11 protein-coding genes and 2 tRNA genes are annotated in these 13178 nt (G+C 61.3%); 6 read left to right on the top strand and 7 right to left on the bottom strand.

Features of this window, described 5'->3' with window-relative positions:
- Positions 1–93: 93 nt before the first annotated feature.
- The 7 genes from ACESYO_RS01770 to ACESYO_RS01740 form a co-directional block, all read right to left on the bottom strand.
- Positions 94–2622, bottom strand: a complete 2529-nt coding sequence (locus ACESYO_RS01770) for an HD domain-containing phosphohydrolase (RefSeq protein WP_058964202.1) — start codon at positions 2620–2622, stop codon at positions 94–96.
- Between the two features lie 5 nt (positions 2623–2627).
- A complete protein-coding gene (locus tag ACESYO_RS01765; RefSeq protein ID WP_058964201.1) occupies positions 2628–4253 on the bottom strand; it encodes a GH3 family domain-containing protein in 1626 nt (541 codons plus the stop codon).
- Positions 4253–4834, bottom strand: coding sequence for a hypothetical protein (locus ACESYO_RS01760; protein WP_132587278.1), 582 nt, complete (start codon positions 4832–4834; stop codon positions 4253–4255). The genes ACESYO_RS01765 and ACESYO_RS01760 overlap by 1 nt, the downstream gene beginning before the upstream one ends.
- A 354-nt stretch (positions 4835–5188) precedes the next feature.
- On the bottom strand, positions 5189–6853 hold the full coding sequence (locus tag ACESYO_RS01755) for a putative manganese-dependent inorganic diphosphatase (RefSeq protein ID WP_058964199.1): 1665 nt from the start codon (positions 6851–6853) through the stop codon (positions 5189–5191).
- An 809-nt stretch (positions 6854–7662) separates the two neighbouring features.
- Positions 7663–7753: transfer RNA gene (locus ACESYO_RS01750), tRNA-Ser, on the bottom strand.
- Between the two features lie 36 nt (positions 7754–7789).
- Positions 7790–7876, bottom strand: a tRNA-Ser gene (locus ACESYO_RS01745).
- Positions 7877–8033: 157 nt separating this feature from the next.
- The gene (locus tag ACESYO_RS01740; RefSeq protein ID WP_058964197.1) at positions 8034–8288 is read right to left on the bottom strand and encodes a hypothetical protein; all 255 of its coding nucleotides are present in this window, start codon (positions 8286–8288) and stop codon (positions 8034–8036) included.
- A gap of 179 nt (positions 8289–8467) precedes the next feature.
- Between ACESYO_RS01740 and ACESYO_RS01735 the strand changes: the two genes are divergently transcribed.
- The 6 genes from ACESYO_RS01735 to ACESYO_RS01710 all read left to right on the top strand — a co-directional run bounded on the left by ACESYO_RS01735 (position 8468) and on the right by ACESYO_RS01710 (position 13163).
- Complete coding sequence (locus ACESYO_RS01735) at positions 8468–9082, top strand: LexA family protein (protein ID WP_058964196.1); 615 nt, start codon at positions 8468–8470, stop codon at positions 9080–9082.
- Positions 9083–9138: 56 nt separating this feature from the next.
- On the top strand, positions 9139–9774 hold the full coding sequence (locus ACESYO_RS01730) for a histidine phosphatase family protein (RefSeq protein WP_373211180.1): 636 nt from the start codon (positions 9139–9141) through the stop codon (positions 9772–9774).
- A gap of 27 nt (positions 9775–9801) precedes the next feature.
- On the top strand, positions 9802–9993 hold the full coding sequence (locus ACESYO_RS01725) for a hypothetical protein (RefSeq protein WP_058964194.1): 192 nt from the start codon (positions 9802–9804) through the stop codon (positions 9991–9993).
- A 163-nt stretch (positions 9994–10156) separates the two neighbouring features.
- Positions 10157–11485: a putative DNA modification/repair radical SAM protein gene (locus ACESYO_RS01720; RefSeq protein WP_058964193.1), complete on the top strand. Its 1329-nt coding sequence runs from the start codon at positions 10157–10159 to the stop codon at positions 11483–11485.
- Positions 11464–12222 (top strand): TIGR03915 family putative DNA repair protein, encoded by a 759-nt coding sequence (locus ACESYO_RS01715; protein ID WP_058964192.1) that lies wholly within the window; start codon positions 11464–11466, stop codon positions 12220–12222. The genes ACESYO_RS01720 and ACESYO_RS01715 overlap by 22 nt, the downstream gene beginning before the upstream one ends.
- Positions 12223–12503: 281 nt before the next feature.
- On the top strand, positions 12504–13163 hold the full coding sequence (locus ACESYO_RS01710) for an alpha/beta fold hydrolase (RefSeq protein WP_058964191.1): 660 nt from the start codon (positions 12504–12506) through the stop codon (positions 13161–13163).
- Positions 13164–13178 lie beyond the last annotated feature (15 nt).

The raw sequence follows: 13178 nt of genomic DNA, 5'->3' as shown, positions 1-13178 counted from the left end.
TTTGAAAAAAATATTGCCGCATTCGCAAAAAAACAGCAATGGCTTTTTCTCCGCCGCCGCAGCATGCGGAGAAAAAGCCATGGATGAATGGGATCATTGATCCGCGCCGGGGCGCTGCCCTGCCAGATGGATGCCGCCCCGCTTCAGCTCGGCCACAAAGACGGGCACGAGTTTTGGATCAAACTGGCGGCCGGCCTCCTCCTGCAAAATGCAGATGCCGCGCTCCAGGCTCACCGCCTCCTTGTAGCAGCGGCGGCTGGTCATGGCGTCGAAGGAATCGGCGATGCACAGAATCCGGGCCAGCAGGGGGATATCCTCCCCGCCGATGCGCCGGGGATAGCCCCGGCCGTCGTACCGCTCGTGGTGGCCGATCACCGCCGGGATGATGTAATCCAGCGCGGGCAGATAGCGGATGATGCCCACCGCCGCCTCCACATGGCCCTGCATCTGCTCATACTCCTCTTCGGTAAGCCTGCCGTTCTTGTTCAGCACCGTTTCCGGAATGCCGATCTTGCCGATGTCGTGCAGAAGGGCCGCCTGCCGCACGATCTCGATCATGTCCGCGTTCAGGCCCGCGGCCTTTGCCAGCGAGGTGGCGTAGTAGGCCACATTGTGGGAGTGGTTGAAGGTGTAGTGATCCTTGGCGTCGATGGCGGCCATCAAAGCCAGCACCGTCTGCTCGTAGCCCTGATAGATGTGGGCATGATCCACCTTTTCGGCCCCGCCGTCCGTCTTGCGCAGCACCGACTGGAAAATCTCGATGCCGTTTTTGCCGCTGTGCTTCACATGGTACACCGCCATGTCGGCGTTGTCCATCAGCTCCCGGCTGGTGGCCGCGTCGAAGGGGGCGGCGCTGATGCCGATGCTTAAAGTCAGCACCTTCAGCTTGTGATCCACGGTGCAGCGGTTCATGTTGAACACCTGATCCCGGATGGATTCCGCCAGCGTGCGGGTGGCCAGCACATCGTACCGGGGCAGCAGCACCGCGAATTCCTTGCCGCTGTAACGGGCCACAAAGCCGTTATCGCCCACGCTGCTGCGGATGATGTCCGCAATGCGGCGCAGGGCAAGGTCGCCTTCCTTCTGGCCGTAAAGCTGGTTGTACAGCTTGAAGTCGTCCACATTCACGATCATCAGCGCCAGAGTGCTTTCCTGTGTGGTGACAAACTGCTCCTCCAGCACCTGCAAAAAGTGTTTGCGGTTCAAAAGGCCGGTCAGATCGTCCACCCGGGCTTCGTGGTAGGCCTGCTCGTAAAGGGCTGCGTTCTTCAGCGCCATGGAGGCCACCGATGCCACCGACAGAATCCACTGCATGTCCTGCCCGCTGACCCGGTGCTTGCCCTGGCCCTCGGCCACAAGAATCAGGCCGGGCATGTCGCCCTCCTCGCCGGTGAGCGCCACACCGCCCGCCACCCGCAGGTAGCGCAGCTGGTTTTTCTCGCTGTCCCACATGGCCTTATAGTCCACCGTACTTTCAAACTGCTTCCAGCCGATGCACTGGCTGCGCTGCAGCACCCGCACCAGCGGGCTGTCGGCCCGGATGGAGAAGGAAAGATCGTTCAGAGGCTGATCGCTGTAGCGGGCATCGTAATCGCCGGTGGCGCTGTTGCGGGTGCACACATACACACCGCCCACGCTGGCCCCTTCCCGGATTACCTCCACGGTCTTTTCCAGAATGTCCTGCACGTTCAACAGGCGGGCCACCGCGGTGCTGTATTCCTTCAGCGCCTCGCTCTGGCGGTTCTCCTCCCGCACGAACACATTGTTCACCAGCCTGCGCCACAGCCAGGAGAACACGCCCGCGGTGATCACGAAGAACACCGCGAACAGGATCACCTCGTAATCCTCGGCGGCGGGCACCAGCCCTTCCAGATGCTTCATCAGGTAGGGGCGCAGGTTGTAGAACAGGATAAAGGTGAGCGTGAGGCCCACCATGTAGCACACGCTTTCCGACGCCAGCAGCCGCAGCTTGAACAGCCGCTTTTTCACCAGCGCGTAAAACAGAAGCAGCGCGTTGCCCACACCGGCCAGAATGTCGATGGGGAAGCCCGCGAACACCGGCAGCATCAGGGCTGCGTGGCCGGCAAACATGAGCACGATGCCCTGGGTCACCGGCTTGAACTGGCCCCGGTAGGCAGGCCGTTCCCGGTAGGCGCTCCACAGATGATACAGGCTGTGGGCCATGACCCAGCCCACCGCCACAAACAGAAACGACACCCGCCAGGTGATGGTGTACTCAAACACCACCTCGTCGCCCCGCTGCAAAAGCGTGGGCGCGGCCAGGAAAAAGCCGGTTTTCACGTTCACGGCGATGATGGCAGCCATCACCAGCAGATAGATCTTCTCCCACACACCGGCGGGCGTTTCCACAAAGTCGCTCAAGAAGCGGTAGTAGGCGCAGGCCATGAGCAGAAGCCCGGCAATGGACACATGGTACCACAGCTGATAGGAGGGCAGCACCTGCCAGCGCATGAGCATGGAACCGCCGGCCCAGCACACCATGGTCACCACCAGCCACAGAAAGGACCACAGCTCCCGTGTTTTGCGGCTGGCCAGCACCACCAGAAAGATGCCCGCGTAGATAAACAGCGCGATGGCAGAGATATAACCGTACATGTCCATTGGAATCACCTCCTGCCCGGCCGCCAGGTGCCCTCACGCTGGTTTTGCAGCAGGGCCTCCATGGCGTAATTATCCGGATTCATGTGGCGGGGCGGCCGCCCGTGAACCGCGCAGTACCCGGCAAAGGTGCCGCTGCGAAGAATGGTCACCTTCAGCGGATCCATCCCCAGAATCTTCTTCAGATCCCGGTAGTCCTGATCGGTGTACTTGAAGTAGGTGGTCAGCAGATCCCGCAGCACCTGAGTGTTCACCGCCCGGTTCAGGAACTCGGCCTTTTCCACCTCCACATACAGATGGAAGTAGGGCCGGTTCTCGGCGGTGTATTCCTTCAGGGCCACCCAGCCCACCACCGGCAGGCCGGAGAGATCCAGCACGCTCTGGATGCCCTGCTCGGAAATGCGGGTGAAGCCCGCGATGTCGATGATGGCGGGCACCCGGTCCACATATTCAAACCGGGGAATGCTTGTGCCGTCCTCCCGGCTGGAAAGGCCCACGCAGCGGTAGGTGTCGCCCACCCGGTAGCGGGCAAAGGCGCCGCCCTTGAGCACGGTGAGCACGATCTCGTACACTTCGCCGGGCACCACCTCGTCCATCAGGTAGGTGCGGGGCTTGTAATCCGGCTCATCCATCAGGCGGATGGTATCCGCAATGGGCAAAAATTCATAGAAGCAGGTATCCGGGAAGAAATACATGCCGTTGCGGGTCCAGGTCTCGGTGCCGATGATGGAGGGCTCGGTGCCGGCGAACAGCTCCATGGGCCGCACGCCCCACAGCTCCTCCAGATCGTCCTTATAGCAGCGGTTGTCGGTGCCCGCCACCATGAAGCCCTTCAGGCGGAACAGATCCTTCGGCTTCAGGGGCCGGTTTTCCTTTTTGCAGCGGCTCTTTGCCCGGGCGATGCGCAAAAGCATATCCGGCCGGAACTTGAGCAGGTCGGCGGGCTTCATTTTCGCCTTCCCGCCCATCTGGGAAAGGCTCTGGCTCACCGCGTAGGCCACGCTGCCCAGGCCGAAGAAGTATTCCACATCCTGCTGCATGGCCATCTTGAAGCCCAGCTTGTTGCGCTCGCTGAAGCTCATGTTCACCGCGTCCTTCACGGCGGGCAGGAATTTGATGTCGATGGCCTCGTTCAGCGCCAGCGGGAAAAGACCGGTGGCGTAGGGCAGCGGGGCCAGACCGTAGAGCACCTTGTCGGTCTTGTCCACGTTGAAGCTGCCCTTTTTGCGGCTGGTGCTCAGAATCAGGCAGGCCACCACATTGTCCCGGAAGGTGTCCAGCATGCTGCGGGTGTAGGGGGCCAGCTTGATGGGATGCCGCCCGCCCTCCCAGGTGGTCTGGATCCAGATGACCGGATTGTCCGGCAGCATACTGGCGTTCTTGCGCAGCAGAATGTCGGCATAGTCCTCGTAGCTGGTCAGCGGCACCATGCGCCGGAACTCCTCGATGGTGGCGGGCTTTTTGCCCTTCAGAATGGACTGGCCCAGCATGCAGCCGCTCCACAGCTGAATCTGTTCGGTCATCAGCCGCCGCTGAATGGCCATGTATTCCTCCATGCTCAGGTCCAGAAAGCCGCAGTACTGGCTCCAGATTTCGGCATATTCCTGCCGGTCCAGCTTCTCCTGCAGATTCATCAGCCCTCGCCCCCCTTCCAGGTGTGCACGCAGCGCGCGGCGCTGCCCGGCGTGGGCAGCAGAAAGGGCGTGGTGCGGCGATATTCCTCATAGTTCACAAAGGTTTTGGGAAAGGTCCAGGCATCCTGAAACAGAATGTAGGCGATGTTCAGCCCGATCACCAGCAGGCAGAACGCCACCGCCCGGTGCGTTCCCAGCAGGATTCCCAGGCACAGATATGCCCCGGCGAACCAGAGTACGCCGGGGTGACGGCACAGCGCGTACATTCCGCCGGTATAGGCCATGCGGGGCGCGTTCTCTTCCAGATAGGTTGCGCTGAAGGGCAGCGCAAAAAACAGGGTGTACACCATCAGAGCCGCAAAGGCCAGCGCACCCCCTGCCAGTAAAAGACTTGCGGCATTCAGCGTCATCAGCGCCCGATGGCTCCATACCAGCCAGACGGTGGCCGCTGCCAGCAGCGCACAGCCCGCCGCAAACAGCCGGTGGAACCAGGGCCGGACCGGACGTACGCTGTCGATGTCGTAGGCAAAAAAGGCGGCAAAGGCCGCCGTTCCCAGCACGAACTCCATCCTCTCTCCCATTCCTTCCTCATGCTGCGGCGAGGGACCCCCAGTTTTTCTTTTTCCCATATTTCGCCGCAAATTCGCGTTATTTTAATGATAACAAAATCTTTGGCCGTTTACAATTTTCTTTTGCTGTTTTTACGCAATAATTTAAAACTTTTTGTGTATTTTTGTCAATGCAGCACCGCACCATTCACGCCCCGAAGCTCCGGGGGTGCAGCATGCCGGAATTTTCCGTGCTCTTTTTCCAAAATTTCCCGGCGTGCGCCGCCACCGGGAATTCCGCGGTATTGCATCAAAAAAGCCGCCGGCTGCAAACCGGCGGCAATGATTGGAATTTTCGGCAGTCAGCAGGTCAGCTGCCCGCTGCGGTTACATCTGGGCCAGAGTTTCCAGCATGGCGGGGATCATCTGCTTCTTACGGCTGACCACGCCGGGCAGCACCACGCTGCCGTCCGCTTCGCGCTCGCAGCGGAAGGCGGTGCCGATCAGCTGATCGGCGCCCTCGCCGCAGAACAGCACCTTGCTGGACTGATCCTTCACGCTGGTGAGCATGAAGAAGATCATCTGCACACCCTCGCGCTTGAGGGCCTCGGGCAGGTAGGGGCGCAGCAGCTCGGCCGCACGCTGGCGGTTCTTTTCGCTCATGTAGCTGCCCTGACCCACGCCGAAGCGGATGTCGCCATGGGTGAAGATCTTGAAGTCCTGGAAGAACACATCCTCGGCGGCGCGGCCCTCCAGATTCTCGCCGGCCTCGAAGATCTCGTTGGCCAGCTCTTCGGGCTCGACCCCGGCGATCTTGGCCAGCGCACGGGCGGCAGCCTCATCCACGGGGGTGCAGGTGGGAGAACGGAAGCACAGCGTGTCGGACAGGATGGCGCTGAGCATCAGGCCGGCAATGTGGGGCTCGATCTCCACGCCCTGCTCCTGATACATCTGGTAGACAATGGTGCAGGTGCAGCCCACCGGCTGGTTGCGGAAGAATACGGGCTGGCTGGTTTCCAGGCTGCCCAGGCGGTGGTGGTCCACCACCTCCAGAATGTCGGCCTCTTCCCAGCCGTCCACGCACTGGGTCTTTTCGTTGTGATCCACCAGAATCAGCTGCTTGCGCTGCAGATTCAACAGGTTCCGGCGGCTGATCAGGCCCAGGTACTTGCCCGCGGGGGTATGCACCGGGAAGTAGGTGTCGCGCACCTTACTCATCACCTTCTTGACCTCGTCCACGGGGGTGCTGGGCAGGAAGGTGCGCAGCTTGTCGCGGGGGGTCATGTGGGTGCTCACGGGCACGCTCTGCTTGATCAGGCAGGAAACGGCGTAGGTGTCGTAGGGGCTGCTGATGAGCAGGCAGCCGCGCTCGTTGGCCAGCTTGATGATGGTCTTGGCCACGGCGGACTCCATGCACACCACCACACAGGCGGCGCCCATCTCGATGGCGCACAGCTGGGTCTCGTAGCGGTTGGCCACCAGCACGATGTCGCCGGCTTCCATGGTGTTCTCCAGCACGTCCGGGCTGGAGGCGCCGATTACGATCTTGCCGCTCTCGAAGTAGCCGGAGTCATCGCCGGCCAGCACGGTGCCGCCCAGAACCTCCACCACGTTCTTGATGGGGGTGCGGGCGTTGCTCAGAGCGTGGGTATCCAGGCTGTCCATGTTGGCAACAGCAAGATCGCCCAGGGTGATCAGGCCCTGCAGCATGCCCTTTTCGTCCACCACGGGCTGGCTGTTGGCCTGGGTGTCGCGCATGGTTTCCCATGCGCGGCGCATGGTGGTGTTGCCCAGAATGCCGGGCACGGGGCGGATGTCGATGTCCTGCACCTGCGCGCTCACGTTCAGGCAGCGGCGGGGGGTCTTTGCGCCAAAGCGCTTGAGCACGAAGGCGGTCTCCTGGTTGATTTCGCCTGCGCGGCAGGCTTCGTGCCAGGGGCCCACGGTCTTGTTCTTCAGGTTGGAATAGGCAATGGCCGAGCAGATGGAATCCGTATCCGGGTTGCGGTGGCCGATCACCATAATTTTACGCTTGGTGTTGGTCTGATCCATTGTTAATAATACCTCTCGCTTTCCCCTGCAGAGCGCCCGCGCCCACCACACGGCCGCACCGGCGTGCGGCGCCCTGCGATTGTTTATCTATAATAATAAGGTTGAAAGAATCCTGGTGTTCATTATACACTACTCTTTGCAGTAAAGTACACTAAATTGCGCAAAATGGCCTTATTTTTCACGAACTGCTGTTATTTTGGCACAAATGGCGCAAATCTACTGGTTATTTTGCAGGCGCAGGGCCGCGTTTTGCCGCAAAGCAGCTGATTCGGCGGCGGAATAATCCCCGGAATATGCCCGAAAAAACAGAAAGAAACGGCCTCGCGGGCGGCGGATTTTCCACAGAAAAACGGCCGGTGTGTGGAAAAGAGGTCGACTTCCGCACCCCGTTTTTTCAAAATCCGTGCCGCTTTGCGGCACACCTTCCCTCTTCACTGTTCACTCTTCACTCTTCACTTTCAAAACCCCCGCCGGTTCCCGGCGCTTCGGGTTCAAATCCCCCGCTTGATCGATTCTTTTGCAAAAAACAACAGCCGCTCGAAAAATCCGAGCGGCTGTTCTGGCGGAGAAGGAGGGATTTGAACCTGCTTCGCAGGCCCCCTTGCGGTGCCCGGAACCCGACCTGCGGCGGCTTTGCCGCCTTGCCGCGTTCCGACCGCTGCGGTGCGGGCTTCTCCCTGTTTCCGCCACTGGCGGCGGTCGAACCCCGCACCCCCGCCGGTTCCCGGCGCTTCGGGTTCAAATCCCAACGCTTGATTGATTCTTTTGCAAAAAACAACAGCCGCTCGAAAAAATCCGAGCGGCTGTTCTGGCGGAGAAGGAGGGATTTGAACCCTCGCGCCGGTTTCCCGACCTACGCCCTTAGCAGGGGCGCCTCTTCGACCTCTTGAGTACTTCTCCAGAGCAAAGTCCATAACAAAATATGAAATTATAAAATGGCGGAGAGGGTGGGATTCGAACCCACGGCCCTTGCGGGTCACCGGTTTTCAAGACCGGCTCCTTAAACCACTCGGACACCTCTCCAAGAGTGGCCATCACACACGCCATCGCTAGTGCGTTATCTATGTTATCACAGCAACCGGGGTTTGTCAACCATCTTTTTTAAAAAAATCGAACGTTTTTTAAAAAAGCACCCGGCATGCCCCGCAAGGGGGGCGCGGAGCATACCGGGCGCTTTTTCTCAGGCAGCCCGCAGCGCCTCTGCTTTTTGCGGGCGGCGGGCGGCAGGGCGGCGGTAACGGCCCCGGCCCCGGCGCACCCGGCAGACTGCATGGGGCTGCTCCAGCCGGGCAATAAGCCGCATCGCCCCGGCCAGCGCCGCCAGCAGGCCCAGCGCGGCCGCAAGGGGCATGGTGCCCTCCACCGCCGCGCCCAGGGTCACTACGAAGGCCAGAGCGCCCAGCACCAGCATGGAATCACAGATCATTCGTTTCATCTCAAACCGCTCCTTTGCACCACCGGCCCGCGTTTTGCGGCCTGTTCGGTTGTTGTGCCTTCATTCTACAACAACCGCCAGTTGTTGTCAATGGCATTTTCACAACTTTTTCGCGTATTTTATTTACAAGAACAATTTTTGGTTGTATAATGGAACCAGCAAGAAAGGAGTGTTCACACATGTTCCCACAACGCTTGAAGCAGCTGCGCAAGGAGATGGGCCTGAGCCAGAAAAGCCTTTCCGAACATCTGGGCGTGACCCAGCAGGCGGTGGGCAAATGGGAGACCGGCCGTTCCTCGCCGGACCCCGCCACCCTGGCCCGGCTGGCCGAGCTGCTGGAGACCTCTGCGGATTATCTGCTGGGCATCAGCGAGCAGCCCGCCGAACCCGCGGCCCCTTCCCTGCCTTATGGCGAAAGCCCCATCCCGGTGATCGGCACCGTGCGGGCGGGCTATGGCTCGCTGGCCTTCGAGGAGGACTATGGGGTGGAATACGCCTGCGTAAAGGACCCGGAGAGCTATTTTTATCTGGTGGTCAAGGGCGACAGCATGGAGCCCCGCATTCAGGACGGTGACCTGGCGCTGGTGCACCGCCAGCCCACGCTGGAAAACGGCGATCTGGGCGTGATGGTGTTCGGCGAGGGAGAAGGCACACTGAAAAAATACATTCAGCGGGGCAACGCGGTGATTCTGCAGCCCTTCAACCCGGCCTATGAGGAAAAGGTGATCCGCGGCGAGGAGCTGAACCAGTTGTTCATCGCGGGCAAGGTGGTGGAGACCCGGGCCAAGTGGTAAATTTGCCCTTTGCCGCCCCTTTTCCCCCATCCCCCTTATACTATATAGAGAAGGAAGTGGAAGTTTTCATGCAGCCTACCCGGCTTTTTCTTGTGCGCCACGGCCAGACCGACTGGAATCTGGCGGGCCGTCTGCAGGGCCAGACGGACATCCCGTTGAACGACACCGGCCGCCAGCAGGCCGAGGAAGCCCGCCAGCGGCTTTCCGGCGTGCAGTTTGACGCGGTGTATTCCAGCCCCTTAAGCCGCGCGGTGGAGACCGCCATTCTGGTGAGCGGCTGGCCCGCCGACAGGGTGCGCAACGACGAGCGTATTAAAGAAATCGCCTTCGGTGACTGGGAGGGCAAGGCCCCCCGCACCCTGGGCGACGATTTTGCCCCCTTCTTCGCGGACCCGGCCCGCTTTGTGCCCGCCCCGGGCGGCGAGAGCCTGCCCGCGTTGATGGCGCGGGTGAGCGATTTTACCGCTTATGTGAAGCAGGCCCACCGGGGCCAGACCGTGCTGGCGGTGAGCCACGGCGCGGCGCTGCACGCCCTGTTCACCGCCGAGCTGGGCCTTGATATGAAGGACTACTGGAGCGTAGGCCTTGGCAACTGCGCCGCCGCCGAGCTGGTGCTGGAAGGCGAACGCTTTGTGCTGAAATCCACCAGCGGCCCCACCAGCGCGAACTATCTGGAAAAGTACTTAAAATAAACCGTACCGCGAGGAGGCAAACACACCATGAAGCTGCTCTTCCCTCTTCTGGCCGGTCTGGGCGCTGTTTTGCTGTATTTTGTATGGGCGGCCCTGTTCCACGATTTTTTGAATGGTCTCTCCCCAGAGGGGGCCCTCACCGTGGCCACCGGTTCCTTCCTTGCCTTTGAGCTGGTGATTCTGGCGGGCTGGATTCGCTCCAAAATCGACCGAAAATAACTCTGCCCTTATTTTTGAAAAAGCCCCATCAAACCGTTGGTTTTGCCGTGCGCAGCATGGGGCTTTCTTTTTTGCGCCTTTTTTGCCCTTTTTTGCTTCTTTCTTCGCTTTTGTGAACACTCCGAATCCCTCAAAAATCCCCCACAGAAAGGAGGGTCCGGGCATGGACCTGATGGAAAAGCTCACCATTCTGGCAGACAGCGCCAAATACGACGTGGCCTGCACCTCCAGTGGCGTGGACCGGGGCGGCGCGGCCGGCAGCATCGGCAGCGCGGTGGCTCCCGGCTGCTGCCACACCTTCTCGGCGGACGGCCGCTGCGTGAGCCTTTTGAAAGTGCTGCTCACCAACGTGTGCGCCTACGACTGCGCCTACTGCGTGAACCGCCGCTCCAACGACCTGCCCCGGGCCGCCTTCACCCCCCGGGAGCTGGCGGAGCTGACCATTCAGTTTTACCGGCGCAACTACATCGAGGGGCTGTTTCTCTCCAGCGCGGTGCTCATCAGCCCCGACCACACCACCGAGCTGATGATCAAGGCGCTGGAGCTGCTGCGCAGTGAATACCACTTCCGGGGCTACATCCACGCCAAGGCCATCCCCGGGGCTGACCCGGCGCTGATCCACCGGCTGGGCCTTCTGGCGGACCGGCTGAGCGTGAACATCGAGCTGCCCAGCGCTGCCAGCCTGGGCCGCCTTGCGCCGGACAAGAAAAAGGCCGCCATCCTGGCCCCCATGCGCCAGATCGCCCGGGTGCGGGACGAAAACCGGCAGGAGCTGACGGTCTACCGCTCCGCGCCCAAATTCGCCCCCGCCGGCCAGAGCACCCAGATGATCGTGGGCGCCACCCCGGAAACCGACCGGCAGATCCTGAAGCTCACCGAGGGCCTTTATCACAAATACCAGCTCAAGCGGGTGTTCTACTCGGCCTATATCCCGGTGGCGCAGGACAGCCGCCTGCCCGCCCTGAACACGCCCCCGCCCCTGTTGCGGGAGCACCGGCTCTATCAGGCGGACTGGCTGCTGCGGTTTTACCATTTTTCGGCGGACGAAATTCTGGACGATGCCAGCCCCAACTTCGACCCCTTTCTGGACCCCAAATGCAACTGGGCCATCCAGCATCTGGATCAGTTCCCGGTGGATGTGAACCGGGCCGAGCAGGCCATGCTGCTGCGGGTGCCGGGCATCGGCCCCAAAAGCGCCGGGCACATCGTGCGGGCCCGCCGTCAGGGGGCGCTGGGGCTGGAGGAGCTGCGACGCATCGGCGTGGTACTCAAGCGGGCCCAGTATTTCATCTGCTGCAGGGGCTTTTCCGGCGCGGCGGGCTTTGGCCGCCGGAGCATTGCGGCGGCGCTGGTGGATTCCGGCGTGTTCGCCGCCGGGGCCCAGCAATTAAGCCTGTTCGCCCCGGAGTTTGCCCCCATGCTCAGCGCGGGCAGGCCGGGAATCGAGGCGGCAAAGGAGGAGGCGGTTTCATGGATCGAGAAGCGGATGTAGTCTACCGGTACGACGGCAGCTTTGAGGGCTTTCTCTGCTGCGTGTTCGAGAGCGTGTATGCCCACGAGATTCCCTTTGCCATCCTGCCCCATTCCAGCCCCATGGCCACCCTCTTCCCGGAAAAGCTCATCGAGACCGACCCGGCCAAGGCCCGCCGGGTAAACGCCAGCCTGCCCAAAAAGCTGGGCAAGGGGGCACGCAGCTGCGTGGCGCACGCCTTTCTTTCCGGCAGCGAGGAGAAGGAACTGCTGATTCTGCGGTTTCTGCGGCTGGGCTACCGGGTGGGCCCGGGCGTGATGTTCATGGCCGGCCACAAGGACGTGGCCCCGGTGCTGGCGCTGGAAAAAGCGGTGTGCGGCGAAGCCCACCTACTCACCGGCTTTGTGCGCTTTCAGGACTACGGCGATTTTCTGGGCAGTACCATCACCCCCAAGCACTATGTGCTGCCCCTGCTGCGGCTGCACTTCTGCCAGCGGCTGCCAAGCGAGGATTTCATCCTTTACGACGCCACCCACGGCGCGGCCCTGCTCTGGCAGAAGGGCAGGGCAAGCTACGCCCAGCTGGACGAGGCACCTCCCTTTCCGGAAATTTCCCGGGAGGAGGCAGCTTATCAGGAGCTGTGGAAGCGGTTTTACAAGACCATCGCCATCGCCGCCCGGGAGAACCCGGCTTTGCGCCGGAGCCTTTGCCCCAAGCGGTACTGGGTGAACATGACCGAGCTGAAAGAGGAGCTGTGAAGCTTATCGCCGGGTTCATTCACAATTTATTGCTTTTTCCCACCCCCGCCGGTGGTATAATAAAGGCAACCCCGCACAATTCACGCCTCACGGCTCAGGCGGCGTATCGCGCCAAAATTTTCCGTGGGATTTTCCAAAAATGCTCGCCAATCCACCAAGGATTGGCTGCGCTTTTTGGTTCATTCCGCAAAAAATTTTCCGGCGCGCTCCACCACCTGGAATTGTGCGGTGCTGCCCAAGGGCAACGACTACGGAATTTTAATGCAAAGGAGCGATGCCCCATGTATGCCATCGTGAACGGCTTAAAGCTTTTTTATCATAAGGAGGGCAGCGGCCGCCCGGTGATTCTGCTGCACGGCAACGGCGAGGATCACACCATCTTTGATGTGGCCATCAAGGATCTGGCCCGGTCCTACACCGTCTACGCACTGGACAGCCGCGCCCACGGCAAAAGCGACCCGGTGCCCACCCTCACCTACCGGGAGATGGCCGGGGACGTGGCCGCCTTCATCCGGCAGCAGGGGCTGGAAAAGCCCGCGCTGGTGGGCTTTTCGGACGGCGGCGTGGTGGCGCTGCTGGTGGCGCTGCGCTGGCCCGACCTGCCCGGCAGGCTGGTGGTGGCCGGGGCCAACATGACCCCCACAGGCATCAAACAGCCCTGGCGCACCCTGATGCGGGTGCAGAATCGCATTTCCCCGGACCCCAAACTGGAGCTGATGCTCACCCAGCCCCATCTGGCGGGCTGGCAGCTCACCGGCATCACCGCCCCCACGCTGGTGCTGGCGGGCGAAAAGGACCTGATCGACGAGGGCCAGACCCGGCGCATCGCCCGGTCCATTCCGGGGGCGAAGCTGCTGATTCTGCCCGGCGAGACCCACAGCAGCTATGTGGTGCACAGCGACAAGCTCTACCCCGCCATGGCAAACTTCCTGCGGGGCTGACCTGTAAAATACCCC

It is taken from the genome of Allofournierella massiliensis, assembly GCF_964241245.1.
Classification (GTDB): domain Bacteria; phylum Bacillota; class Clostridia; order Oscillospirales; family Ruminococcaceae; genus Allofournierella; species Allofournierella massiliensis.
The sequence above is the reverse complement of the archived record's forward strand: the minus strand, read 5'-3'. Positions and strand labels throughout refer to the sequence as shown.

Excerpts from the sequence above, each read along its gene's own strand:
- ACESYO_RS01725 (WP_058964194.1), top strand. The coding sequence starts at position 9,802 with ATGAAGCTGCTCTTCCCTCTTCTGGCCGGTCTGGGCGCTGTTTTGCTG.
- ACESYO_RS01735 (WP_058964196.1), top strand. The coding sequence starts at position 8,468 with ATGTTCCCACAACGCTTGAAGCAGCTGCGCAAGGAGATGGGCCTGAGC.
- ACESYO_RS01715 (WP_058964192.1), top strand. The coding sequence starts at position 11,464 with ATGGATCGAGAAGCGGATGTAGTCTACCGGTACGACGGCAGCTTTGAG.
- ACESYO_RS01770 (WP_058964202.1), bottom strand. The coding sequence starts at position 2,622 with ATGGACATGTACGGTTATATCTCTGCCATCGCGCTGTTTATCTACGCG.
- ACESYO_RS01740 (WP_058964197.1), bottom strand. The coding sequence starts at position 8,288 with ATGAAACGAATGATCTGTGATTCCATGCTGGTGCTGGGCGCTCTGGCC.
- ACESYO_RS01760 (WP_132587278.1), bottom strand. The coding sequence starts at position 4,834 with ATGGGAGAGAGGATGGAGTTCGTGCTGGGAACGGCGGCCTTTGCCGCC.
- ACESYO_RS01765 (WP_058964201.1), bottom strand. The coding sequence starts at position 4,253 with ATGAATCTGCAGGAGAAGCTGGACCGGCAGGAATATGCCGAAATCTGG.
- ACESYO_RS01710 (WP_058964191.1), top strand. The coding sequence starts at position 12,504 with ATGTATGCCATCGTGAACGGCTTAAAGCTTTTTTATCATAAGGAGGGC.
- ACESYO_RS01755 (WP_058964199.1), bottom strand. The coding sequence starts at position 6,853 with ATGGATCAGACCAACACCAAGCGTAAAATTATGGTGATCGGCCACCGC.
- ACESYO_RS01720 (WP_058964193.1), top strand. The coding sequence starts at position 10,157 with ATGGACCTGATGGAAAAGCTCACCATTCTGGCAGACAGCGCCAAATAC.